This window comes from Stieleria magnilauensis, assembly GCA_007753675.1.
In the GTDB taxonomy this organism is placed as follows: Bacteria; Planctomycetota; Planctomycetia; order Pirellulales; family Pirellulaceae; genus Stieleria; species Stieleria magnilauensis.
On the sequence record CP036432.1, the window covers coordinates 1,301,523 to 1,327,643 of the forward strand.

The following is a 26,121-nucleotide window of genomic DNA, read 5'->3' on the forward strand; positions in this document are numbered from 1 at the left end:
TTCTGCATGCAATCGTTTGACGCTGCCAGAGACAGTATCAGATTACTTTTTCCCGCGGGTTCGCGTGACACCGGTCCGACGGCGTGTGCGGCGCAGAGAAAGGACACAGCCAGCGAGTCCGAGCATCACTAGGCCACCGGGTTCGGGGACGGCCGTGATGTTCAACACGCCAACCCCAAGCCCTTCACCGAGCCGAAAGTCAAATCCGCCCGAACCGGAGGTCATCCAGTTGTCGATAATCGGATTGCCCCGGCTGTCGGTAAAGGACCCATCGCCGGGAATGTCGAACAGACGCACATACTGAATGTTGTTCAGATCGAGCAGCCCGCCGCTGACGAGCGGATCGGTGCTCAGATCATCAAGGTCGAATGGAGTGCCGAAACCGGCGGCGTGTTTGCCGGCAAGGTTGTAAACATTGGTGACATCGAAGGGAGAAAAATTGTTTCCGAAACCACCCGGCAATGGCCCCGTGTTCAGACTGACGCTGGGGAAACGAGCGAAATCGGTGCCATTGGTTGAGACATCGACGTACGCGAATTCTGCAAAGAGCCCCGGCGTACCGGCGGCATTTTTGCCGAACAAGAACCCATTTTCGAACACGGCAAAATCGTGGCCGGCTCCATTGCTGATTCCGGTAGCAAACTGAACCGTCAAGTAGCCCGGGGAAACTCCCGCCGCGATCTCCGTCGCATCCAGATCGCCGAGGCTATTGAACCCGCCGGTTTGATTGATCGACGTGCTACCACGCGGCCCAAACATCGTCCGCGTCGAATCGATCACGTCGGCCCAGCCGACGAATCTCTCGTCGTCTGCCGCGATCCCGCCGTCGATCGCATGGCTGGTGTCGTTCGGGCCCGAATAGATTTCGGCAAACAGCGTCGATGGGGTCGATGCAAACAAGACGGCACAGGACATGATCAAGGGGCGAAACATGCCAGGAAACTCCTTTGTGAATCCATTCCAAAACGCAACCGTCGTTCGAAAACGCGTCCCCGCACTCGCATCCAGGGGTCGCCATCAACGACTGACGAGGACACGGGCGTAAACGACCGCTGTAGAGAGACGAACGCAAAGTGGAATGGCAGGTTGAATACAATCCAGTGCGAGAATCAACCGCGCACTGCAACGTTCGCCTCAATCCAGGAAGGCACCAAAACGTCTTCGCGAGGTAGGTCTTCTGACTCACCACCTTTTCCGATCGCTCACTGCCTTCTCGTTCGCATTGATTGCGAACAATGGCTGTTTTCAAGAGAGAAGCGATGGATGCGATCCAAACGGAATCGCGGGTGGCACACAGCGGCCGGACCGTCCCGGAATTTCACCGGAGTTCCCTGTTCACTCGCCCGGCTGAGACCGGGCGAGTCACCTCGAACGCGTCGTAGGATAGAAAAAGTTTTGCTTCTGTCAACACGCGCCGCTTAGTGATCATGTCCTTCGTGATCATGCCCTTCATGATCATGCGTCACGTTTCCGGTATACGACTTGCCTTTGATTTCGATCGTCACCGCACCTTCGGCACCGGCATCGAGCCATTGATCCAGCCTTTCATCGGCCGAAGTAAAACGCGACGATTGTTCCGGCGGATCGTTCGTGTCGGGATTGGCCGACAAATCAAACGAAGCGACTTGGCCATCGTGCTTCAGACTGACCACCAGTTTGTCGGCCGCGATGGGAACCGGCTTCGTTGCTGAAGAGTCCAGGACGTACATCGAGGTCCCATCGGCGCCATGGACCAACTCTGCATGAAACGCTTCTTTGCCGAGTTCAACGAGTTCGCCCCCATGCGGACCGTGCTCGGGGTGCCCGTGGTCATCGTGCGTGTCGGTCGACGCGTGGGATCCGGTGTCGGGGTCTCCGGTCGCTGAAGTCGGTGGGTTTGTCGAGGAATTGCATCCGGTCAACAAGACGGCCAATGCGACAACGGAAAAGCAAGTGAAAGTGGTTTTCATCGCGTTCTCTCAAGTGGTGAGGGGGGATTCATTATCGGTGGATGTCGCCACGACGTGTGACGATCTGTCTTTCAAAGTTTGGCGTCCGGCACCGACCCCGATGGTCCAGAACAGCGCCGGGCGGACAAAGAATTCCGCCAGCGTGCTGGTCAGCAACCCGCCGACAATCACGGTGGCGATCGGGTACAGGATCTCTTTTCCGGGTTCTCCGGCGGCCAACGCCAACGGCAGCAACCCGATTCCGCTGGTCAGCGCCGTCATCAACACCGGCGCCATCCGTTCCTGACCGGCTCGCCTGACCATCTCTCGCGTCCAAGATTCGCCTTCGTGCTCGACCAGATGTAGGTAATGGTTCAGCAATAGAATCCCATTGCGACTGGCGATCCCACACAACGAAATAAAACCGACCATCGCAGCGACGGTCAGGTTTTGTTCGGTCAGGACCAGCGCGGCGACGGCTCCGATGAACGCGGTCGGCAAGGCAACCAGGACCTGCAACGAGAAGTTCACGTTGCCGAACAGCGTGTACAGCACCAAAAACATGCCGACCAACGCGACGACCGACAGCACGGCCAGTCGGCGGGAAGCGGACTGCTGACTCTCAAACTGGCCGCCGTATTCGATGAAGTAGCCCGGCTCCAACTCCATTGTGGCCAGTTCGGTCTTGATGTCGTTGACGACATCGACGACACCTCGCTGGGACACGTTGGCTTGCAAGACGATCCGTCGACGGACCTGTTCGCGTTTGATCATGTTGGGACCGCCACTCTCGTAGATTCGCGCGACCGATTCCAACGGCACCACCCCGCCGTCGGGCAACGGAATGACCAGCCGCTTCAATTTCGAGACGTCTTCGCGAAATGGTTCGTCCAGTCGAACGAGCAGATCAAACGTGCGTTGACCGAGCAGGACCTGACTGACGACTTCACCGTTCATCGCGGTCTGAACGATTTCCATCACGTGAGCCGGGCGTAGACCGTTTTGCGTCAACGCCCTGCGGTTGAGTTCAATCCGCAGTTGCGGGATATTGGTTTGCTGTTCGATCAAGACATCCGCCAGCCCCTCCACTCGAGCAATGCGCTGCTTCATCTCTTCGGCTTTGTTTCTCAAGACGTCTAAGTCGTCGCCGTAGAGTTTGATCCCGATCTGGGCCTTGACCCCAGAAATCATGTGGCTGATCAAGTGGGCGAGCGGTTGTTCGGTGCTGGAAACGACGCCGGGGATCTCATCCATGGCGTGTCGAATTTCGTTGATCGTGTCTTCGCGATCCGCATCGTCGTCGATTTCCAAAAACAGCTCGGTGACGTTGACGCCTTCGGCATGTTCATCCAACTCCGCTCGCCCGGTGCGGCGGGCGATCGATTTGACGTTGTCGATTTCCATCAGTCGTTGTTGAACGCGCTGGCCGATCTTGTTGCTGGTGGCTAGCGACGTACCGGGGGCGAGCAACGCGTTGACTTGCACCGAACCTTCATTAAACGGTGGCAGGAAATCACGTTCCAATTGAGACGCTGCGACCAGCGCAAAGGCGACCAGCACGGCGGCAATGCCCAGCACCGGGCCAGCCATTCGCGTGCTCATGTTGATTGCAAATCCTGCGATGCCCTTGAGCCCCTCCAGCAACCGACCTTCCTCGGCGGTTTCTCCACCGAGCCATATTTCCAGCGTCTCGATCACGATCCAGATGACCGGCGTCAATCCGATCGTCCACCAGAGCGGATCACCGGGCAAGCCGATCGGTAGAGCCAGCAGATGAATCACTCTGGGCAGCACCCAATAAACGACGAGAGCCGCGATACCCAGCGACAAAACCGACAACACCCATCGCCACACCCGCCGACCGACCAGTAGCAACGAGGCCAAGACCGGGGTGACGGTCAACGAGACGGCCAGGGAGACAATCAATGAAACGACGTATCCCATTGCCAACGGCACAAACAACTTGCCTTCCATGCCTTCGAGCGCGAACAACGGAATGAAGACCAGGACGACGATTGCCGTTCCGTACACGACGCTGCTGCGGACTTCGATGCTGGCTTCGTAGACCACTCTCAAGATCGGGCGTGGATTGGCCGCGTTGCGATTCTCTTTCAGTCGCCGAAAGATGTTTTCGACATCGACGATCGCATCGTCAACCAATTCACCAATCGCGACAGCCAACCCGCCCAGCGTCATCGTATTGATCGACAATCCGAACGCGGCGAAGACGCAAGCGGTGGCGATGATGGACAGCGGGATGGCCGTCAGGGTGATGAAGGTGGTGCGAAAATTTAGAAGAAACAAGAACAGGATGACCAACACCAGCACGCCGCCGTCGGCCAGCGCCTCGACGACGTTGTCGATCGCTCGGTCGATGAACGATCGCTGTGAATAGACGTTGGCAATGCGGATGTCATCCGGCAGCGCGATCTTCAGTTCTTCCAACGCTTGCTCAATCGCCTGGTCGACCGCGCGGGTATCGCTTCCGGGTTGTTTGTTGATCGTCAGCACCACGGCCGGGCCGCCTTCGACGTTTTCGCTTTCGTCGCGTGTGTAGGCAGACGAATCGCCGCGCATTTCCTGAACGCCCTTGACCACACGGGCAACGTCGCCGAGCGTGATCGCCCGACCTTCGCGAAGCGTGATTGCGATTTCCCGCAACTCGTCCAAACTGGTGATTCGCCCCAAACCCCGGACGAGCAATTCATTGGCACCGCGTTCATCCAGATAGCCACCGGTCGCATTCAGGTTCGATTCGGCCACCGCGGTATGCACATCGTGCATCGTCAGGTCAAACGAACGCAGTGCGTCGGGGTCGACCAGGACCTGGTACTGCATCCGGCCGCCGCCCATCGTGAACACTTGCGACACACCGGGGATCGTCAACAGCCGTTGGCGGACGACCCAGTCGGCCAAGGTTCGCACTTCCATCGGCGGCGTCTGTCCTCCTTCACTCCACATCCCGTACATCAGGATCTGTCCCATGATGGACGAAATCGGCGCCAGGGTCGGCTTGACACCGTCGGGCAACTGATCGGTGGCAAGCTGCAGCCGTTCGGTGACCACCTGTCGATCGTTGTAGATGTCGGTGTTCCAGTCGAATTCGACGTAGATGACTGACAGGCCGATGCCGCTGCTGCTACGGACGGCTTCGACACCGCTGGCCCCGTTGAATGCGGTTTCCAGCGGAAACGTGATCAACGCTTCGACTTCTTCGGGCGCCATGCCCGGGGCTTCGGTGATGACCACCACCCGCGGGCGATTCAAGTTGGGGAAGACGTCGATCGGCAATCGCGTGGTTTGATAGCCGCCGACAAGCAGTAAGACCGCGGCAACGGCCAGCACGATCAGCCGGTTGTTGAGCGAGAAGGAGATGATTTTGTCTAACATGGTCGCAGAGCGGTCGAATTCCGGTTCCGGAGCAGGGGGTTCGGTGGCGGGTGAGGGGGCTTTCGCTCGACGATCAGTGGTTGTGACCGGCGTGGGGATCAATCGCCCCGCCGGACCGGTTCTTCATGGCCATCTGCAATTGATGGGCGCCGCTCACGGCGATCACCTGCCCCGGCCAGACTTGCCCGTCATTGTGGATCGCGACGTTGATCGAATCGCGGGCGATGACCGAAACGGGGATACGATCGAAGTGGTCGCCGTTTTCGACGAACAAATAGCGTTCGGCACCTTCCTCGGCGACGGCGTCCTTGGGAACGACGATCGCATTTTCGACTTGCGAAACCGGCAGACGAACCGTTAATCGTTGGCCCGGTTTGTACTGCCAACTGATGTAGCGTTTGTTGCCACTTTGTTCCGTCCGTTCCACCTTGTTGGTCAGCGAGACATAGAACGGCAGCGCACGTGATCGGCGATCGACTTCGGTGCCGATGTAGACCACTTTCAGTCCGTCGATCAGCTCCGGCCCTTCGCCGGACGATTCGATGATGGCTTGAACGTCGGCGCCGGTATCGGCCGCTTTCCGCAACGCCTTTCCGTCGCGTTGGAATGCCTGGCCTTCGATCAACACCTGACTGAAATCAGACAGCTGAGCCAATTCGTCGCCCGCACTGACCGATTCGCCGCGGCGAGCGAGCAACTCGGTCACCAGGAACTCCGCCTCCACATGACGGTGTTCTTCCGTCGGCAGCGGCGGTTGAAGCATCGATGCGTATCGCTCCGTCGAGGATTCGGAGAGACGGTCGTTGGCGTGACCGAGCGATTCATGGTGCAACGAATCGTCTTCATGAATCAGCGGAGCGTACACCGTGATCTCGCGAATCAACACCCGCGATCGTTCGATCTGCATGATCTGTTCTTCGGTCAAACCGTGCAGCAACATCGCCTGCCGCGCGGCCCGTACACCCGCCATCAACTTGTCTCGCTCGTACTGACGGGCCAACAGCGTTTTGCCGGCGATCGCACCCGATGATGCGACCGACGACAGGCGATCGATCTCGCGCTGTTCGACATCCAATTCGCCCAGTTTCGTCAGAAACGTCTCCTGGGTGTTGACCAAGTCTTGGTGCGTCAATCGCAGCGTGAACAGCGGCGCGCCACTTTTGACCAGTTCGCCACGCGAAACCAAAATCGAATTCAGCACGCCAGTCAGCGGGCTCGTTACCGCAATGTGCGTGCGTCCCGGCCACTGGGTCACCACACCGGGGACTTCCATGTATTGCGTGTATCGCCGTACTTCCACCGTCGCCGTTCGCAGCCCCATGTTGGCCCGAGCCTGTTTGCTGAGTGCAACCGACTCGGCTTGCGAATGTCCGTCGTGGTCATGGTCTTCGTGCAGGTCATGGTCTGATTCGGTATCCGCCGTCACGGGATCGGCCCCGGTGAACCGAGACAACGGATTCGTGCCGACAGCGATGCCAACAGCGATCGTCACTAAGACGGCGACGAGGGTGATCGACGCACCGCGCAATCGCGCTAGCCACGGGTGAGGCGTAGGCATGGTTTGGGTTCCATAGAATGGGCTCGCACATGCGCAATCAACGCATGACGCGGATCATCAATCCGATGCGTGATCGCGATCGATGAAAGTGCAAGAAAGATTTGACAACGGCGAAGCGATTCGCGCGGTCAAATCTGCCACGAGCAATGCAGGGCGCAGCGGGATAGAGAGTCGTCCGGGACGACGCCGGATCGGACGCGTTCAACGTACAAGCGACCGCGTGACGATCGAGCCGACGACGCGTCTGTATCGGCCGCAGCGAACACCACCTCAGCGAAGTCGACCGAGAACGTGAATCCGCTGGAAACGATGAAGCTGCATTGGACCACCGAGCAACACGGCGAACCATCATGCGGGCAGGGTATCTGCGGACACTGTGTTTGCTGACAACCGTCGTCGAAACTCGCCACCATCGTTTCCACCGCAGCACGCTGCTGCATGGCTGTAAAGGATTTTTTAGCGGTAGGGCGCGAGCACTCCGGTGTTTCGGTAACGATGAGGAACCGGACGGCTTGCGCCCTGCCGCTAACACCTCGTGAAACACGGGAAACAAATCCTTCACAGCGTTGCCGCTGCTGGTCGATCGCGTCACGATCGGTGCCAACATGACTGTGGCAGTCGTGACCGTCACACGTTTCCGTTGACTCGATCTGTTGGTGCGCCCCGTGGACGTGCTTCGCATCGGCGCAAGCGTGATGAAGCGTGCACCCGAAAATCGAGTGCAGCAACATCGCTGCGGCGGTGAAAAGTCTGTACGTGGCGTTCACGCGAGGAATCCCTGTGGTGGATGGCTAAACTTGTTATCGACGATCCGATCATTCTGGTAAAGTCATTTTTGCGGCCTGACGGATCTCGGAAGTCGCTGACGACTTTTCGATCGAAGCCCGCACCGGAAAGCGGGGGGCGGCTCACGCCCCTCGCCCGAGGCCGTTGTTTGATGCCTGCAGCCCGGAAACCGCCGAAATCAGCTCCGATGGTGGATCAAGCTGCACAGGGAGTGCCGGAAACCGAAAAATTGCCTGACAACTTCGCGCAATCGGCGCCGATCCAGCCGTTTGACCGAGTGTGGAGGCGGCTGGGAAAGCGCCCAAGGCCGCTAAATCGACAAGGTTTTGCCCGGCGCAGGGCCTGTAGGCCTCGCACCAAACGGCTGATCATCAATTGACATCAGCCGGTTCGCGCCAGCGTCCGGGCGCCCCTTAATGTCGATTTAGCATCGAGCGGGAAATAAGAGTCGCATGGTCGTGGATCGCTCCGCCGATCCAGCGTAGGATCGCGAAGCGATCGCAGAAACTCACTAATCGCCCGTTGCTTGGCGGTTTACCAGGCGCCTGCCAGGAAATCAATTTGATTACAACGTGTGATCAACCGTGTGGCGCCTTTTGGCGAGACGCTGAGCGAGCCGATCGACGGGGCTGCCACCGGCTTGGTTCCCACGCGACGCACAGGCGACCACGGTAGACGTCATCGCTCGGCCAGTTGCCGCCTCACCCCATTCCCGCTCGGACCCCCACAAGATGGAACTTCTCGATCGATACCTTGCCGACGTGTCCAGCATCCTGCCGTTGCTCGGCACCATCGCCGTCGTGCTGGTCGGGTTGGTGCTGGTCGATCGAATCCTGAAACGACGATGGGAAGACAAACCAGACGCGCAGTTTCGTTTTCAACTGATCATGCTGTTGTTGACGTTTGCCGGCTTGTTGTTGATCATCCTTGCCCTGCCGGTGACGGTCGAAACGCGTGGTCAATTGCTCAGTCTGATCGGCATCTTGCTCAGTGCCGCGATCGCTCTTTCCTCGGCGACCTTTATCGGCAACATCATGGCCGGGATCATGTTGAAGGCCGTCAAAAGTGCCCGCCCTGGCGACTTCATCACGGTCGCCGACTTGACCGGCCGGATCACCGAGATGGGGCTGCTGCACACCGAAGTCCAAACGGAATTGCGCGACCTTGTCACGGTGCCCAACCTGTACATGGTCACGCACCCGATGCGGGTCGTGCGTGCTTCAGGCACGATCATCACGACTGACATTTCATTGGGCTACGATGTCCCCCGACAAGACGTGTTTCGAATCCTGTCCGAAGCGGCCGCCGACGCGGGACTCAAAGACGGTTTCGTTCAAATCCGCGGGCTCGGCGATTATTCGATCACCTATCGTGTGGCCGGGTTACTCGAAGATGTCAAAGGCCTGATCTCGTCGCGCTCTCGTCTCAATGAAGCGGCACTGGACGCCTTGCACGCGGCCGACATCGAGATCGTTTCGCCGTCGTTCATGAACACCCGCGCCATTCCCGAAGATAAACGGTTCATTCCTCACCCGACGCTCAGGGTGGTTGCCCAACAGTCGGGGCACACGCCTTCGGCAGAAGACGTCGCGTTTGACAAAGCAGAAGAGGCTGCGACGATCGAGCAACTCCGCGCGTCGATCCAGCTGACCGAAGCGGAAATCCTTGCACGCAAGAACGATAACACCGATGCCCCTGGGCCCTCGGTTGAACAGCTGACCGCGCGAAAAGAACGTCTACTGGAACAACTCCACGCTGCCGAAGAGGGGCTGAAGGATTGATCGAGCCGACGGTTTTACATTCTGGCCAATAACACCAAAATACAACTTCCGTCGTCGATCACGTTAATGCCAGCCTCACGGGCGGACGCGCTGGCCTGTTCGTCTTCGGCACCCGGCTGCATCCAAATGTGTTGCACTCCGGCGGCAATCGCGTCCGCCACAACCTTGCGGGTGACGGCCGGCGGGGTGATGATCGAAAGGGCCTCGGGCACCAGCGGCAGATCAGCGATCGACGGAAACGCCTGATGCCCTTCAATCTCTTCCTGGGCAGGATTCAGCGGATACGCTTCCCGCCCGGACGCTAACAGCGCCCGGAACACCTTGTTGCCATACTTCTCCCGGCGTGTGGAAGCCCCCGCAACGGCGTAGGTTTTTGATGCGAGAAATTGTTGAAGATTGCTCATGGCGTAGCGATTGAAATTCAAAGGACAACAAAAAACGGGATGGGGCACCACGCACCTCGAATCGACACGGGTGCCGAACGTTGACCAAGCCGTGTGGCGATGCGCGAATGATCGACATAAAGAATTTACCGCGCCAACGCGGGGGCGTGACCGTGCAGAAGAATGTCCAGACGCCAGAATGATCCGCCCAAAAATCCTTGAACCCTTGTTGGCTACGCTGTGAAGCATTTATTCCGTGCGTTTCGCAAGTTGTTAGCGGCAGGGCGCAAGCCCTCCGGTGCCTCATCGTTACCGAACACCGGAGGGCTCGCGCCCTACCGCTAAAAAATACTTCACAGCGTTACCTTGTGGTCAGAACTGCTTCGCCGTTTCATACGGGCGTCTCTGCCCCCATCTACGGACTGTCCGATTCGTCTGAACTGTAATTTATTTCACGAATCAACGTTTTTCTAGAAAGGTATTCACCTGCGCTCGGGTTATTACCCGTTGAAGACCCGCGTGGCGACTGCCCGGGGCTTTGTCCAAATCATGACGTATTCGAGCTCTGCCAAAAATCGATGGGGAATCCAACGAGACCATGTTGAATTTGAATCACGAGAAAACAATATCCGCAGGTTTACTGGCACTGCGAGTCGGCATCGGCTGTTTCATGTTGGTTCATGGGCTGGCAAAGCTGAACGGTTTCAGCACGATGGCCGACAGTTTTCCAGATCCGATCGGCATCGGAAGCACGTTGAGCCTGGTGATGGCGATCGGCGCCGAAGTCGGTTGCTCGCTGCTGTTGATCGTCGGGTTGGCCACCCGATTGGCGTCGCTGCCGTTGGCGTTCACGATGATCGTTGCGCTGTTTGTCGTTCATGCGGCGGATCCGTGGAAGGTCAAAGAATTGGCTGCGGTGTATCTGCTGGTTTATGTGTCTTTGGCGCTGACCGGGCCAGGTTTGTTTTCGGTCGACCATGCCTTGTTCGGGCGGAAAACGTCAGCATCACTTACTTCTGAGGAAACGGCGTGAAGACGATGATTCGTGGAACAGTACTCGGTTCCACCGTGTGTGCCGGTGCGCTGCTGTTGTTGTCAACCGGCTGCAATCAAGCCCCCTCGGGCCCGCCGCAGATGCCGGTTCCGTCGGTCACGGTCGCCAAACCAGTTGTCAAGCAAATCGTCGAATGGGACGCCTACACCGGCCGTTTGGAAGCGGTCGATTTGGTGGAGGTGCGGGCCCGTGTCGGCGGTTATTTGCAATCGGTGCATTTCGATGAAGGACAGGTCGTCAACGAAGGAGACCTGTTGTTCGTCATCGATCCCCGACCCTTCGAAGCGGAATTGAATGCCGCCAAGGCAACCCTACAACAGGCGCAATCGGGTTTGAAACAAGCGATGGCGGTGCGCGATGAAGCCAAGGCGCGGGCGTTGCAATCCGACGCACAACTCAACCTCGCCGATCTGCGTTACAAACGCGCCAAGGTGTTGAACCAACAAAGTGCTTCCTCCCAAGAGGAAGTCGACGAGCGAGAAGCAGAATTCTTGCAGGCCAAAGCCGACATCGAAGGCGCAAAAGCGGCCGTCAGTTCCGCCGAAGCCGCGATCGCGACCGCCCACGCTCAAATCGAATTGGCCAAAGCGGGCGTTGAAACCGCGGAATTGAACCTTCAATACACGCGTATCCGAGCCCCGGTAACCGGGCGGATCAGCCGTCAGGCCGTCACCGAAGGCAACTTGATCGCCGGCGGGACGAACACGTCCTCTCTGCTGACCACGATCACCTCGATGCAACCGATCTACTGCGTGTTTGACGCCAGCGAACAAGACGTGTTGAAGTATATGCGGTTGGCAAAATCCGGGGAACGCGAAAGTTCCCGCGTGGTCAAAAACCCGGCCTTCATCGGATTGGTCGACGAAGACGGATTTCCACACCGCGGACACATGGACTTTGTCGACAATCGATTCGATATCGATACGGCCAGCATGCGTGCCCGATGCGTGTTCCCCAATGACGATCAACTCTTGCTGCCCGGCATGTTCGCCCGCGTGCGTATCCCCGGCAGCGCTTCTCGCCAAGCCGTCTTGATCCCCGACTCGGCCATCGGAACCGACCAATCGTCGCAATACGTGTACGTCGTGGTCGATGAAACGATCCAGCGCCGCTCCATCAAACCGGGGCCGATCGTTGATGGATTAAGGGTCATTCGCGAAGGGCTTCAAGGTGATGAAACCTTGGTGATCGAAGGCTTGCTGCAATCCCGGCCGGATCAAAAGGTCCAGACGGTGGAAGGAACGATCGAAGTCGTCGAAGACGGGTTGCCGGATGATTACGAACCGGTTCCCGAAAGCGAATGGATTTCTCCCGTCCCCGATCCGCTGCCAGAAACTCCATCGCCAGCAACCACGTGGCGTCAGCTTCCCGCTCGCGAGTCCACCCAACTGGCGCACGGTTCATCCACTTCAAACGCCGTTAGCGGGGAACGACTGTCATGAAATTTCCCCACTTCTTTATCGAACGCCCGATCTTTGCGGCCGTGCTGTCGTTCTTGATCGTGCTGGTCGGCGGCATCGTTTATTTTTCGCTGCCCGTTTCACAGTATCCCAGCGTCGCACCGCCCACCGTTTTGGTGCGAGCGTCCTACCCCGGTGCCACACCGCAGGTCATCGCCGACACGGTTGCCACACCGATCGAACAAGAGATGAACGGTGTGGACGACATGTTGTACATGGAATCGTCGTCCAGTTCCGACGGCACCATGCAGCTGACCGTCACCTTCAAGCTCGGAACGGATTTGGACGACGCTCAGGTGCTGGTGCAAAACCGTGTGGCGATCGCCGAATCACGCTTGCCCGAGCAAGTCCGCCAGATCGGCGTCACGACGACCAAGCAGATCCCCGACATGTTGATGGTCGTCCACCTCAACTCGCCTGACAACAGCCGGGACCAACTCTACATCAGTAACTACGCGTTTCTGCGGGTCCGCGACGCGCTGATGCGACTCGACGGCGTCGGTGAAATCCGAATCGCCGGCGGGAACGAATACGCGATGCGCGTGTGGCTGGACATCCAAAAGATGACCCACGTCGATTTGACGGCCGGTGAAGTGGTCGAGGCGATCCGCAGCCAGAATGTGCAAGTCGCCGCCGGAGTCATCGGACAACCGCCGATCGATGATGCGGGTGATTTTCAATTGAACGTCACCACCCAAGGCCGCTTGATCCGCGAGGAAGAATTTGGCGAGATCATTGTTAAACGCGGCACCGATGGCCGTGTCACACGCCTTCGCGACGTCGCACGGATCGAATTGGGTGCCCAAGACTATTCGCGTCTGAGCTATTTGGACGGAAAATCCGCCATCGCCGTGCTCGTCTACCAGCGACCAGGCACCAACGCGGTCGACACGGCTGCCCAAGTCAAGCAGACGATGGAGGCGATGAGCAAGGAGTTTCCGGAAGGGATCGGTTACAAGATCGCTTACAACCCGACCGATTATGTCGAAGAGTCGATCAGCGAGGTGTTTCAAACGCTGTTCATCACCACGTTGTTTGTGGTGTTGACCGTGTTTCTGTTTTTGCACGGCTGGCGGCCCACGATCATTCCCGTGATCGCTATTCCGATTTCGTTGATCGGGACGTTCGCCATCATGCAGTTCCTCGGCGTGACCTTGAACACGTTGTCGTTGTTCGGATTGGTGTTGGCCATCGGGATCGTGGTCGACGATGCGATTGTGGTGGTCGAAAACGTCGAACGCCTGATTGCCGAGGGGCTGACGGCGCGCGAAGCGACGCACAAGGCCATGGACGAAGTCGGTTCGGCGTTGATCGCCACCACGCTGGTGTTGATTGCCGTGTTCGTACCGACCGTCTTCGTGCCAGGGATCAGCGGCCAGTTCTACCAACAGTTCGCGCTGACCATTTCCATCTCGACGGCGATTTCGACCTTCGTCTCGTTGACGCTTAGCCCCGCATTGTGCGCGATCTTGCTGAGACCCAAAGACGCACCGAAAAATCGCATCGGCCGCGTGGTCGATCTCCTGTTCGGCTGGTTCTTTCGGCTGTTCAATCGGACGTTTGACTTTTCCAGCAACGTTTACGCCGGCATCATCGGCCGACTGGTCAAAAAGAGCGGCATTGCGATGGTCCTTTACGGCGTGCTGCTCGTGTTCACAGGGCTCAGTTTTGGTCTGGTGCCCACCGGATTTATCCCCGAACAAGACCAAGGCTACGTGATTGTTGCCATCAACCTGCCCGACGGCGCGTCGCTCTCACGCACCGATGCCGTGGTGCGCCGCGTCGCAGAAATCGGCAAAGGCATCGACGGCGTCAAGCATGCCGTCGGAATCGCCGGCCTGTCCGGGGCAACGTTCACGATTAAACCGAACGCGGCGGTGACGTTTTTGCCCCTGCAAGATGCAAAGGAACGCGCCGAACGCGGGCGAAGTGTCCAGGCGATCGTCGCCGACATGCGACGCGGTGTCTCCGAAATCAACGAGGCTCAGATTTTGATCATTCCGCCACCCCCGATCCGCGGCATCGGACGCGGTGGTGGTTTTAAGATGTATGTCCAGGATCGCAGCGGAGCCGGAATCGATGCGCTCAATCAAGTCACCGGAACCATGCTGGCCAAGGCAAACGCCCAGCCCGGCGTGACGCAGGTGTTCACCAATTTGCGGGCGAATGTGCCGCAGGTGTACGCGGACGTCGATCGAACCAAGGCTCAGATGCTGGACGTTCCGGTCAACAACGTGTTTGACGCGTTGCAGATTTATCTGGGGTCGATGTACGTCAACGATTTTAACTTTCTGGGGCGAACCTATCGTGTGACCGCGCAAGCGGAACCGGAGTTCCGTGATGACGCCAGCGACATCGTCAAGATTCGCACCCGCAGTGCCCGCGGGGCGAGCGTTTCGCTCGGTTCAGTCGTCGATGTCCAACAAACCGCCGGACCCGATCGATTGGTGCGTTTTAATCTGTTTCCATCGGCCGACCTCAACGGCACGACGGTACCGGGATTCAGCACCGGCCAATCACTCGCGACCATGGAATCGCTGGCGGAACAAAACCTGCCTGCCGGTTTTGGTTACGAATGGACCGAGATGGCGTTTCAAGAAAAGCAGGCCGGCAACACGATCGTCTTCCTGTTTCCGTTGGCCGTGCTGTTTGTCTTCTTGGCATTGGCGGCCCAATACGAGAGCTGGTTGTTGCCGCTGGCGATCATCTTGATCGTGCCGCTGTGCTTGTTGTTCGCACTGATCGGAGTCTGGTTCCGAGACATGGACAACAACGTGCTGACCCAAATCGGATTCATCGTCTTGATCGGATTGGCATGCAAGAACGCGATTCTGATTGTCGAATTTGCCAAAGCGGAGGAGGACGCCGGGAAGAATCGTTTTGACGCCGCGGTGGCCGCCTGCCGTTTGCGACTGCGCCCCATCTTGATGACCGCATTTTCGTTCATCTTGGGCGTGGTGCCGCTGTTGGTGGCAACGGGAGCGGGTTTCGAAATGCGGCGGGTGTTGGGAACCGCCGTGTTCAGCGGCATGCTCGGCGTGACTCTGTGCGGGTTGTTCCTGACGCCGGTGTTCTATGTCTTGCTGCGACGGTTCGCACAAAAGAGGCAAACCGCTGCGACAGTCACACCGCAGCCCCATGAACAAGCCGAACCCGAGCCACCGAGTGATGAGGCGGAGCTGTTGGCCGAAGGCGCGACGTCGGCGTAATGCGGCAGTCGACCGCATCGCCGAATCTTAGCGAAAGAAACGGTGTGTTCGCGGCTTGTCGATTGAAACCCGCAGGCATTAGCAGGGGGCCACGCGGGGTCTCTCGCTGACGCGTTCGGGCCGGCACCATCGCGTTGCCCGTCAGCGATTCAGCTCGCTCGGACCGTCAGGGGCGGGGAATTGACCGATAACGATTTCCCCGATTGAATCGGCCGCTCGTTGTCGCTACCTTCAAGTAATAGGTAGTGACGATGGGAAACCACAACCAGGGAAGTGACGTGTCGAATCGAATGACCGAGGACCAAGCGGAAAAAATCTCCCGACAGATCAAGCTATTGATCTTTCTGTTGGTCGTCGTGCCGATCGTGCTGATCGTCATTTTTGTTGAGTTTCGACTGCGTTCGATCGCCGGCAGCATTCCCTATCAAACGCCCAGCCTGCGCGACGAAGCTCGCATGGAAGTCGACGTGTTGCCCTGGCATCCGGTCCAAGGACAACGGCTTTATGTGCCTGCCTATTCGCACGTTTATCACCAAAAGGGTGAGCCGTATCCGCTTACGGTGACGCTGAATATCCGTAACACCGATACGGCCAATGAGATCGCCATCACGTCGGCACGATACTTCGATACCGCCGGCAAGGAACTACGCTCCTTACTAAGCAAACCGCTCCGTCTGGGACCACTCGCGGCGACGGAGTTCGTGATCGCCCGCGATGACAAATCGGGCGGTGCCGGCGCCAGTTTCATCGTCGAGTGGCAGGCCGGGACGAAAGTCACCCAGCCGGTCGTCGAAACGGTGATGGTCGACACCACCAACACCCAAGGCCTCTCCTTCATCGCCCCGGCGGTCATCCTCAGCGAAGGCGTCCATTCCTCCGACGACGCCGAATGAAGATTTGAAGTGGCGGAATGATACGGGGCAGAATGATGTCCTGACCGCTCAGATGGCGGAGCCAGAATCATTCTGCCACCCCCATCATTCTGCCTTCTTATCGTTTTGCCCCCATCGTTTTGCCCCCCTCCCGCCGAAACCGTCATCCCTCTTCAATCGCCGATCTCAATCCGGTCGATCTGTGTGAACTTTCCGATCTCCATGTCCGCACCGCCGACCATCAACAACGCACCATCGCCGGTCGGCAACATGCGGTGAAAGAATCGAGCGCGTTCACTTTTGGCGATCGTCTCCCAACGCTGTCCGTCGCTGGAGAGTCGATGCAACAATCCGTCCATCGTGCTGACGTAGAGGGTTTCTCCGGCCGCAAAGGACGCCGCCCCGAATCCCATCATGCCGCGTCCGGGCAACGAAGGTGCCAGACTCCACGATTCCTCTTGCGGATCAAACACGTCCACGCGTGTGGTCGGCTTGCCATCAGAATTCATGCCGCCGATGACATAAAGTTTGCCGTCGTGAGCGGCGACGCTGATCGCCCGTCGCTTGAACGGCGGCGTGGCCACGGGGTGCCATGTTGCCGCAGGATCGCTGAGATCCAACGACCACGCGGTTTGATGCCATTGGCTCTCGGTGCTCTTGCCATCCAGCTTCCAACCACCGAACACGTACACGCGATCGCCGAGGACCGCGGCGTCCAGCGACGAACGGGCTTCGGGAAGCGCCGGCAGATCCGTCCAAGCGTTCGATTCGGGATCGTAGCTGGCGACGGAGGCTTGCGAACGCAGGTCCTGCGCTTGGCCAAGTTCGTTGACGGCAGTGAATCCGCCGATCCGAATCAATCGGTTCTGATACGCGACGAGCGCCAACCCTTGCAGCGACGGTCCGCCGGGCAATGATTTCCATTGCCCCGATTTGCCCGCCGACAGATCCAGGCTCCAGAACCGATCGGATTGCTCCTCGGTCGAGTACGAATGGGCGTCGCCGGTGTGGCCGCCGTAGACATAAAGCGTCTCGTCGGCGATCGCCGCGCCGAAACTGGTCAGTTCCTCGGGCAGGTCGGGCAACCCGGCGGGACCGATCGAGACGCTGTTGTCCGTTTCCATGATCGGTCGTTGAGGTTCGCGTTGGGGTCGGGGTTTCGGTTCGGATGAAGACGACTTGCCGGGAATTCGAAAGGTCGCCGTCAAGTAATCGGTCGTGCTGCCGTATTGCTTTCCATCGAGCGTTCCACTCGCTTGCTCGTCGGTCACCCCCACCACGATCGCATTCAATCCTGGTTCCACGACTTGCTTTTTAAACACCACGATCCCCGCGATGTCCGTCTCACCTGACGCTTCTTCGTGGCCGTCCTCGCAATATAGCTTCACTTGCAGACCTTCCGCCGGCTTGCCGTCTCGCAACACCGTTACCTGAACGCCTCCGCCAGTCGATGCTGTCACGATCGACTGCAACGATGCGTCCGGTCGTGGTTCGTCCGGCCAATCACTGGGATCTGCGTGGGGCAAGTGTTCGACGTGATAGGTCAACTTCGTGTCATGATACAGCCCATAGGTCACGCTGCCAGCAATCTCACGCGTCGGATCGACTGGATTTTTGCTGCGAAGCCCGATCAACGACGCGTTTTCAATCGCCGACGTCGCGATAGCCGTCTCGCCGCTGGAAAGCTCGATCCCGGCGATCGGGCCGGGCAGGTGGTAGGTCCGGTCCGCCGGTGATTCGCCGAACCACAACACGGCATGGCCTTCATCATCGGTTGCCAACCAAGGCATATGCCCCCGGACGGTGGACGTGGTAAGCAAGCAGACTGCGACCGCGACTTGAAACGGTAGGAAAGATTTCATTTTGATTTCAGAGGTGTTTGATTTACTAAAGTGGGAAAGGCGCCAAAATTGTCAATTCCAACGAAACGGTCTGTTAGCCGATGCTGCAATTCATGCGCCCAATCATCATTTCAAAAACTCGACCACAAACGCCAACGCGTTCGGCTGATCGGGCTTCAATTCGCACGTCAGTTGGCTCTCCGCATCGAACGATGGATCGATCACCGAGTCAGCCGGCGGCAACGACGCGGCTTGCTCGCTGGGCAATTTGGCGAGCAATTCGGCAGGGATCATCGCCACGCGAACGCGGTACGTCCCGCCGTGCAGGCCGGCGCTGGCGGGCACCTGGAACCGTCCGTCAAACACCGGCGCCGATGCATTCGGCCCCGTCGTTTGTCGCATCGGTTCCAGCGTGATGACGGCCCCCGACAGAGGTTCGCCGGAAACGTGCACCGTTCCGGTGGCCGTGACGTTCGGTTGCGACGGAGTGGTGCATCCGGTGGTCAGTAGCATCATGGCAAGAACCGACGTTGCGGCGAACGGCAATCGATCGGCACCGTTGATCTTGCGATCCGACATCGTCAACCTGTTCATCACCACGGTGCCCTGTCCACGACTTCGCCATCGTTGCGATTGGTCAATCGATGCAATGTCACCGCATCGACCGATTCGGTCAAATATCGCACGCTGCCGTCGCTCAACACAAACTGAACGCCGGCCGCATGGGGACCGCGAAACGATTCGTAGGATGGGATGTCGAACAGCGAGATCTGGTTGGCGTTGAAACTGCCGAACGTCGAGGCGCTGGAATGATACGGATAACTGATCGCCCATTTGCCCGCACTCTGACCGCCGGATCCTGGATAGGGGAATGGCAACGAGGACGTCTCACGAACCTGGACGCCAAACTCGCCGGCCAGCAGCGTGTTCGAAGTTCCATCGGCGTTGGAGATGTCATCGACGTCCACCCAGGACATCCACGACGAGGCTTCGGGGATTCCCGCCCTGACCCGCTCGCTTTGGAACACGTTCATCGCATCGACGATCGCACCGTTGTGAAGTTGGTTGCGATACTTTTTTGTTCCGGTGGAAATCGCATAGCTTGAATACCCGTTGGGCGTTCCGCCGCTGTCGGGCAACGACATCGACGGGCACAAATACACTTCCGGTGTCTGCTTGGCCGGTTCCTCGTTCTCCGGTGCCCAAGCATCAGCGTTCAGATCAAATCGGCCGAACAACGCGTCTTGTTCGACGAATGGCAAAACGGAAACGAACGCCGTCAGCCCGGCGCGGTGGATCGGCCGTCGACTCGACCCACCGACGCGAATCCCCAACGCACTCGGCGGCAGTGCTCCGTGAACATTGTCATAGTTGTGCATCGCCAACCCGATCTGCTTTAAATTGTTGCTGCACGACATCCGCCGCGCCGCTTCGCGTGCCGCTTGCACACCGGGCAACAGCAGACCGACCAGGATCCCGATGATCGCGATCACGACCAGCAGTTCGACCAACGTGAACGCATGGCGCGCGGTTCGCGGCAATCGTCGGGGGGAACGGCCAACCGACGGACGCGCGCTTTGAAGTCCCACCCGGCGTCGGCGCCGCAGCACCAGCCCGCCGGCGACGATTCCCAACAACGCCACGCTACCCGGCTCCGGCACCGCTGATGGCGTGATGAAGGGCGTGTTTTGGGTGAACGTGTCGACTCGAAATTGATCCAGCGACATGCTGGTGGATTGGGCGTTGAAGTCGAACCGATACTCCGGCTGCGACGAGTCCAAATCCCACAGGGCGAGGTAGCTGACGCCTTCGCCGCCAAAGGTTCCACCCAACGAAGTACGCGCGGTTTCGATCATGAAACTCGGTGCGATCGTGCCGGCGGTGGCCGCGGAGGCACTCAGCAAGATCGATGAGTAGTCCAGCTCGGATCCCAACGTTTCAAACTGCGCCACGATCCGCGTGAATCCGCCGCCGGAGGTTCCCGATCGGACCGTCGCGTACGCTTGGGTCAAGAAACTGGAACTGTCCCCAGGACCGAACAGACCGCCGTACGCGTTGCCGCTGGAGGCCAAGGACTGGTTGGATTCGAAGGTCAGCGAACTGGCCGGTCCGCCATCACCAAAACTCTCGTTCGCGGCCGGCGACGTCCCCGCAGGCAGGAATCCGGGTGTCGACCCGCCCGGGAAATCGTCGAAGCGGTCCCAGAACGCAAAGGTGCTGTCCGCGGCCGATTGGGACCACGTGAACACCTCGCCGTTGACATCCGGTACCGAATCGCCGGGAGTGAAGATGGCTGCGGATGCAACCGGCGCGGTGGCGATCGGACCACAGCCGATGGCAACCGCCAAGAAAATAAACTGACACCAACGCACAGCATTGACCTCTCGATGCAAGTAGAAAAATCGCCCACGCGTCGCCCAGTGCGACGGGGGATCGAAGCTTCGTTCTTGCTCGCTGGGTCGTTCAGCGACTGCGGTGCGAATTCGTCGATTCAGACGGCCGATCGCGGCGTCGCTTTGCCTGGCTAGCTACCTTTGAAAGCTATTGAGAACAGGTCTCAACAAAAACGGAAGATAGCCGCTGAGAGATCGTTTTGAAAGCCCACCTCTGGCTGTGAATCTCGCCGCGTCTTTGGGGTGGCTACGATTGGAGCGGGAAAATACGGATCAAAAAGTTTTCACAACGAATGTTGACAAAATTACCGAAAGCGGGTTTCTTATTGAGATCCACTCGCAAGATGCTGTTTTTGTGGTGAGTCTCCCCCCAATTCGGCCTGCCCATGTCTTCCAATCCCAGCGACGATCCGACCGCCAATCTGTCGGAAATGGCGGGAATGAATCTCGACAATTCGCTCCGCAAGATCGTGCGTTTTTTAGATCTCTCGCGTTGCGGAGACGAGGTTTGGATTGAATACCAAGGCAAGCTCTACCGCCTGCAAAGCACCCGCCAAGGCAAGCTCGTCCTGACGAAGTGACTGGCGAACGGCGCCACGTTGCCGTAGTGGACGAGGCGACGAGTCCCACCAACCACGAATGGTGCCATCGGCTGTCTTAGTTTCTGTCAATGGCGAGTGATGGCTCGTCGGGAATTTTTTTTGGTTTTGCATCTTTGGCTCTGGTTGGTGAGATTCAGCTCAGGGTGGTATTGAGGGGGGCTGACGCTCGTTCGGGACTCAACGAAATGGGCCGCCCCATTCCGCATCGCCGTCACATCGGCCTCATCTGCTTGCGCAGGCCAATGTGACGGCGACGCGAAAGGGGCTCACCAAACGTCTTGTTGTATGAAGGGGATGAGTGACTTCAGATGCGACACGTATGCATGTGGGACTTTGCCATGTCGGACCGATGCCAGTGTTGCCCCAGAGGCCTACCCCGCAGGCGCGAGAGTGGATTCACGCCAAGGCGTTCCTTCGCGCACCATGACATTCAGCGTTACCAAGAGCTTTCGCATCACCGCCACGATCGCCACCTTCGGCGGCTTGCCTTTGGCCAGCAGGCGTTGGTAGAACGCTTTCATGATCGAATTGTGTCGCGTGGCAACCAAAGCGGCCATGTAAAGCACTTTGCGGACCAGGGAGCGACCGGCAAACGTGCTGCGTTTGCCTTCCTTTTGGCCGCTATCACGGACGATCGGCGCGACGCCAACGAGCTTGGCAATTTGGCCGCGGTTGAGCGAGCCTAGTTCGGGGAGCTCGGCCAGAAACATCGCGACCGTTGCGGTGCCGACACCGGGGCACGAAGCGAGTAGCGCTGCTCGCTCAGACAGGGGTTGGCTGGCATCGATCAGCGCGGCAATTTTCTTCTCAATCCCCGCGATTTGCCGTTTATAGAAGTCCAACGCTTCCTGGATGACTTCACGCACTTCCTCGTCGCGGGCTTGGGCAAGGCGGTTCCGTTCGGCCGACTGTTGCGAGAGAATTTGATCACGTCGATGCACCAGCGCCTTGAGCTTGCGTTGTTCGGGAGAAGGTTTCTCACGCAACTTTGGCGTGACGACCTCACCAAACCGGGCGATCATTCTGGCGTCGATCGGATCGTTCTTTTCGATCAGTCCGATCCCTTTGGCGAACGATCGCACCTGCGCGGGGTTGCACACGCAACAATCCGTGTCGGCTTCGTGCAAAGCGTCCACCAGATTGCTTTCGTAGCCTCCGGTGGCTTCCATCACCACGATTGTCTTGGCACGCTTGCGGCGGAGAAGTTTGATCCACGCGTTGATTGCTTCCGGTGTGTTATCGATCGTTTGATGTACTTTTGCCACCGAATCGAAGAGATCAAGTTTGCGGCTTGCGACGTCAACCCCAATGAATCTTTTGTAAACTGTCGTCATCGTTTGGTCCCTGGATAGTAGTGCGAGCTCACACTTGTCGGTGGCTCCCTCGGCTGTTCGGGCTGAGAACGAAACGGACCGGCGATCTAGATGGCACACGACATCGGGTGTCTACCCACAACGATCTACCGAGTCCGCGTGCCTGCCGGCAGCTAACCGGCAGGCACTTTTCGAATCATGGCTCACGCGTAAGCCCAGCTTGAAAACGAATTCAATCGTGGACAGCGAGGTCGAGCCGCCGTTTCCAAGACACTACCCACCAACGGCGTGAGCGATTCTGACAGGCTGATTTGCTATCGCACGATCTGCCTGTCGTCGGTTGCGTGTTTGGTGGGTGGCACCAAGTTGTAGGTGGCGCGGGTTTGGTAGTCGGCGTCGAAATACGCCTACGGCGTTTATGAAGTCACGACGTGGGACTCGTCGCCTCGTCCACTACGGCGATACGTGTGCGCTGGACTCGTCGCCTCGTCCACTACGGCGATACGTGTGCGTGGGACTCGTCGCCTCGTCCACTACGGCGATACGTGTGCGCTGGACTCGTCGCCTCGTCCACTACGGTGATACCTGTGCGTGGGACTCGTCGCCTCGTCCACTACGGTGATACCTATGCGTGGGACTCGTCGCCTCGTCCACTACGGTGAAAGGGAGCGGACTGCTTGTCGTTGCCCGCTGGGTTGGTGCGTGGCCCCAAGGTTCGCCCAAGTTGCATCAGTGATCGGGAAGACGCCGGGGGCGAAGTCGATCGGCACGGAACAATTCCGCGGTTCGATGTGATTCAGCTTCCAGTCCAGACGTCGCCAGAATGACAGGCCGCGGGCCCAGCGGTCGATGGCCGACCGAATTTCAACGGCCGCCGGCGCGTCGCGGTCTTTCAAGTCCCCCAACACGTCGAGCGCTCCGCTGGGCAAGTTGCCTAGCAGTAACGCGGTGGCGTAATTGATCAGCAACACATCGTCGGCGTCACCGCGGACGATGGTCGTACCGGGGCTGAGCGCCAGGCCACGGAAGATCTGGATGGCTTCATCGAATTTTGCCGTGCGCATCGCGCACACACCTAAACAACTTCGATAGAGGTGGTTGGGGGGAAGCGTGCGTAACGAGTGGTAGGCAGCTGCGTAGTTGCCACTACGGATCTGGTTGAAAACGGACCTCGGAAGGTCGCCGCCGTCGGGGCGGGTGGCGGCGGAGTCAGGTTGATGGGCAGCACCGACGGCTGCGGTGATGGCACGCGAGAGAGTTTTGGGTTTGGACATTGCGATCTCCAGGCAGATCGGTTGCGCGGTTCAAGCCGGCAGCCGAATCTGAGACGGGTTTAGTTTGCAGAAAAAATCAACAACAACGAGAAATCGTCCTCGTCTAAATCTGCAAACGGACCCCGAGCGAGGTGAGAGACAATCGTCCGCGCCAAGCCTCGCCGGATCGCAAACGCGAATCGTTTCCGCGCGGCAATCGGTCAAAACCACGAAGCGGATCGAAGGCACATGCCGCATTCGGTTGCCCCGGCTTGGAGCCCTCTCGATCGAATTGGCCGATCGATTCACCCGGCAACGCGGCCTGATCCAGAACGCTTCCAACCAGACGCGCCTGTCGGTCTTCCCGGTCGAAACGGGCGGCGCAAGGCGAAGCAAAGAGGCCGAAACCGAAACCGACGAAGCACGCCCAGACTAGCGTCTGGCGTAAGTCGAAAGCACGGCTGAGTCGGCGCGATGTCATGTTCGAGCGTACTAAGAACGGATGAATTCCGGTTTCATCATCACACGTCCGAATTGCCAGTCAAGGGGCGCGCCTCATCTGTCATGGGAAATATGAAAGTTCGCCGTAGTGGACGGGGCAAGGAGTCCCGGTGATTGGTGATGATAGGGGACTCGTCGCCTCGTCCACTACGGCGGGATCGAGCCTAGTACATGTCGTAGTCGCCGCCGTGGCCTTTCTTGCCGAACTTGCTTTCGTCTTTCGGCTTTTCAGCGATCAGGGCGTCGCTGGTCAACAGCAACGTCGAGACGCTGGAGGCATTTTCGAGTGCGGTCCGGACCACTTTGGTGGGGTCGATAACGCCGGATTCGACCAGGTCTTCGTAGGTGTTGGTGGCAGCGTTGTAGCCATAATTGCCGTCTTCGGCAGCCACTTTCTCACAAACCAGCGAACCATCTTGACCGGCGTTTTCGGCGATCCAGGTGGCCGGTGCGCGACAGGCTTTGAGCACGATGTTGTAGCCCGTCCGTTGGTCATCGGACAATTTGGATGCGTCGCAGCGGCTGGCCGCGCGCACCAAGGCCACGCCGCCGCCGGGCAGGATGCCTTCTTCGACCGCCGCGCGGGTAGCCGACAAGGCGTCTTCGAAACGCATTTTCTTTTCCTTGACCTCGGCTTCGGTTGCGCCGCCGACGCTGATCTTGGCAACGCCACCGACCAGTTTCGCTTTTCGCTCTTGCAGCTTCTCGCGATCATAGTCGCTGGTCGATTTTTCGTGCTCCGTTTCGATCTGCTTGATCCGGGCCTTGATGTCGTCGGTCTTTCCGGCGCCTTCGATGATCGTCGTGTTGTCTTTGTCGATGATGACTTTCTTGGCACGTCCGAGATCGGCCAGTTCGATGTTTTCGAGTTTGACACCGAGACTTTCGAAGAACGCTTTGCCGCCGGTCAGGATCGCCATGTCTTCCATCATGGCCTTGCGGCGGTCACCGTATCCGGGAGCCTTCACCGCCGCAGCGACAAAGGTTCCGCGCAAGCGGTTGACCACCAGGGTAGCCAGCGCTTCACCTTCGACGTCTTCGGCGATGATCAACAACGCCTTGCCGGTCTTGGCCACCTTTTCCAGCAACGGCACGAAGTCGCGCAGATTGCTGATCTTCTTTTCATGAATCAGGATGTACGGTTCTTCGAGCACGCACTCCATCGTTTCCGGTGAAGTCACGAAGTAGGGCGACAGATAGCCCTTGTCGAATTGCATCCCTTCGACCCACTTGACCTCTGTTTCCAGACTCTTGCCTTCGTCGATCGTGACCACGCCGTCTTTCCCGACCTTTTCCATCGCATCGGCAACGACTTGACCGATCTTGGCGTCTTGGTTGCCGCTGATCCGAGCGACTTGCTCCATCTCTTTGCGGCCTTTGACGGTGGTCGACATCGACTTGAGGTGACCGACAATGTCTTCGACGGCTTGCTCGATCCCCTGTTTCATCGCGATCGGATTGGTGCCGGCGACGACGGCCCGCAGCCCTTCATTGAAGATCGCTTCGGCCAACACCGTTGCGGTGGTCGTGCCGTCGCCCGCCACGTCGTTGGTCTTCGAAGCGACTTCGCGCACCATCCGCGCCCCCATGTTTTCATAGGGGTCATCCAGTTCGATTTCTTTGGCCACCGTCACGCCGTCGCGGGTCACGATCGGCGATCCGTAGCTCTTCTGAATGATCACGTTGTGTCCGCCGGGCCCGAGGGTGCTGCGGACGGTTTTGGCCAACTTGTGAACCCCGCGACGCATCGCCTCGCGGGCATCTTGTTCAAAGGCAATGATTTTTGACATATCGAAT

Annotated in this window: 18 protein-coding genes and 1 riboswitch; of the genes, 7 read left to right on the forward strand and 11 right to left on the reverse strand. The window is 58.6% G+C overall.

The genetic code is table 11. From position 1 onward, the window contains the following. Positions 1 to 42 precede the first annotated feature (42 nt). The 4 genes from TBK1r_RS04725 to TBK1r_RS04740 all read right to left on the reverse strand — a co-directional run bounded on the left by TBK1r_RS04725 (position 43) and on the right by TBK1r_RS04740 (position 6,876). Entirely contained in the window at positions 43 to 933 is an 891-nt protein-coding gene (locus TBK1r_RS04725) for a PEP-CTERM sorting domain-containing protein (RefSeq protein ID WP_145207755.1), read from the reverse strand. A 215-nt stretch (positions 934 to 1,148) separates the two neighbouring features. Beyond that, positions 1,149 to 1,385: riboswitch (cobalamin riboswitch) on the reverse strand. Positions 1,386 to 1,418: 33 nt separating this feature from the next. Next, the gene (locus TBK1r_RS04730) at positions 1,419 to 1,949 is read right to left on the reverse strand and encodes a hypothetical protein (RefSeq protein WP_145207756.1); all 531 of its coding nucleotides are present in this window, start codon (positions 1,947 to 1,949) and stop codon (positions 1,419 to 1,421) included. 9 nt (positions 1,950 to 1,958) lie between these two features. Continuing rightward, on the reverse strand, positions 1,959 to 5,318 hold the full coding sequence (locus TBK1r_RS04735) for an efflux RND transporter permease subunit (RefSeq protein ID WP_145207757.1): 3,360 nt from the start codon (positions 5,316 to 5,318) through the stop codon (positions 1,959 to 1,961). A 73-nt stretch (positions 5,319 to 5,391) separates the two neighbouring features. After that, the gene (locus TBK1r_RS04740; protein ID WP_145207758.1) at positions 5,392 to 6,876 is read right to left on the reverse strand and encodes an efflux RND transporter periplasmic adaptor subunit; all 1,485 of its coding nucleotides are present in this window, start codon (positions 6,874 to 6,876) and stop codon (positions 5,392 to 5,394) included. 1,517 nt (positions 6,877 to 8,393) lie between these two features. Between TBK1r_RS04740 and TBK1r_RS04745 the strand changes: the two genes are divergently transcribed. Next, entirely contained in the window at positions 8,394 to 9,443 is a 1,050-nt protein-coding gene (locus TBK1r_RS04745; RefSeq protein ID WP_145207759.1) for a mechanosensitive ion channel domain-containing protein, read from the forward strand. 14 nt (positions 9,444 to 9,457) lie between these two features. On the opposite strand, the gene TBK1r_RS04750 is transcribed toward TBK1r_RS04745, so the two are convergent. Beyond that, positions 9,458 to 9,847: a CoA-binding protein gene (locus TBK1r_RS04750; RefSeq protein WP_145207760.1), complete on the reverse strand. Its 390-nt coding sequence runs from the start codon at positions 9,845 to 9,847 to the stop codon at positions 9,458 to 9,460. Positions 9,848 to 10,424: 577 nt separating this feature from the next. Here TBK1r_RS04750 and TBK1r_RS04755 point away from each other — a divergent pair. The 4 genes from TBK1r_RS04755 (at position 10,425) to TBK1r_RS04770 (ending at position 16,442) form a co-directional block, all read left to right on the forward strand. Then, positions 10,425 to 10,859, forward strand: coding sequence for a DoxX family protein (locus TBK1r_RS04755; protein ID WP_145207761.1), 435 nt, complete (start codon positions 10,425 to 10,427; stop codon positions 10,857 to 10,859). Positions 10,860 to 10,864: 5 nt separating this feature from the next. Next, positions 10,865 to 12,322: an efflux RND transporter periplasmic adaptor subunit gene (locus TBK1r_RS04760; RefSeq protein ID WP_419581521.1), complete on the forward strand. Its 1,458-nt coding sequence runs from the start codon at positions 10,865 to 10,867 to the stop codon at positions 12,320 to 12,322. Beyond that, complete coding sequence (locus TBK1r_RS04765; RefSeq protein WP_145207762.1) at positions 12,319 to 15,549, forward strand: efflux RND transporter permease subunit; 3,231 nt, start codon at positions 12,319 to 12,321, stop codon at positions 15,547 to 15,549. The genes TBK1r_RS04760 and TBK1r_RS04765 overlap by 4 nt, the downstream gene beginning before the upstream one ends. A gap of 278 nt (positions 15,550 to 15,827) precedes the next feature. Further along, complete coding sequence (locus TBK1r_RS04770; protein ID WP_419580977.1) at positions 15,828 to 16,442, forward strand: DUF3124 domain-containing protein; 615 nt, start codon at positions 15,828 to 15,830, stop codon at positions 16,440 to 16,442. A 152-nt stretch (positions 16,443 to 16,594) separates the two neighbouring features. Here the strand turns inward: TBK1r_RS04770 and TBK1r_RS04775 are convergent, their stop codons facing one another. From TBK1r_RS04775 to TBK1r_RS04785, 3 genes are all read right to left on the reverse strand, one after another. Beyond that, positions 16,595 to 18,283, reverse strand: a complete 1,689-nt coding sequence (locus TBK1r_RS04775; protein ID WP_145207763.1) for a Kelch repeat-containing protein — start codon at positions 18,281 to 18,283, stop codon at positions 16,595 to 16,597. 105 nt (positions 18,284 to 18,388) lie between these two features. Then, positions 18,389 to 18,856, reverse strand: a complete 468-nt coding sequence (locus TBK1r_RS04780; RefSeq protein WP_145207764.1) for a peptidase associated/transthyretin-like domain-containing protein — start codon at positions 18,854 to 18,856, stop codon at positions 18,389 to 18,391. Continuing rightward, the gene (locus TBK1r_RS04785; protein ID WP_145207765.1) at positions 18,856 to 20,634 is read right to left on the reverse strand and encodes a DUF1559 domain-containing protein; all 1,779 of its coding nucleotides are present in this window, start codon (positions 20,632 to 20,634) and stop codon (positions 18,856 to 18,858) included. Before TBK1r_RS04785 ends, TBK1r_RS04780 begins: the two co-directional genes overlap by 1 nt. A gap of 407 nt (positions 20,635 to 21,041) precedes the next feature. Between TBK1r_RS04785 and hemP the strand changes: the two genes are divergently transcribed. Beyond that, entirely contained in the window at positions 21,042 to 21,236 is a 195-nt protein-coding gene (gene hemP / locus TBK1r_RS04790; protein ID WP_145207766.1) for a hemin uptake protein HemP, read from the forward strand. A gap of 392 nt (positions 21,237 to 21,628) precedes the next feature. Here hemP and TBK1r_RS04795 read toward each other — a convergent pair whose 3' ends face one another. Together TBK1r_RS04795 and TBK1r_RS04800 are read right to left on the reverse strand one after the other, a co-directional pair. Further along, positions 21,629 to 22,591 carry an IS110 family RNA-guided transposase gene (locus TBK1r_RS04795; RefSeq protein ID WP_145207412.1) on the reverse strand — a complete coding sequence of 321 codons (963 nt, stop codon included), beginning with the start codon at positions 22,589 to 22,591 and terminating at the stop codon, positions 21,629 to 21,631. 632 nt (positions 22,592 to 23,223) lie between these two features. Further along, entirely contained in the window at positions 23,224 to 23,844 is a 621-nt protein-coding gene (locus TBK1r_RS04800; protein WP_145207767.1) for a tetratricopeptide repeat protein, read from the reverse strand. A gap of 271 nt (positions 23,845 to 24,115) precedes the next feature. On the opposite strand from TBK1r_RS04800, the gene TBK1r_RS38280 reads away from it, so the two are divergent. Then, complete coding sequence (locus tag TBK1r_RS38280) at positions 24,116 to 24,259, forward strand: hypothetical protein (RefSeq protein WP_419580978.1); 144 nt, start codon at positions 24,116 to 24,118, stop codon at positions 24,257 to 24,259. 229 nt (positions 24,260 to 24,488) lie between these two features. Here TBK1r_RS38280 and groL read toward each other — a convergent pair whose 3' ends face one another. Continuing rightward, positions 24,489 to 26,114 (reverse strand): chaperonin GroEL, encoded by a 1,626-nt coding sequence (groL, locus tag TBK1r_RS04805; RefSeq protein WP_145207768.1) that lies wholly within the window; start codon positions 26,112 to 26,114, stop codon positions 24,489 to 24,491. Positions 26,115 to 26,121 lie beyond the last annotated feature (7 nt).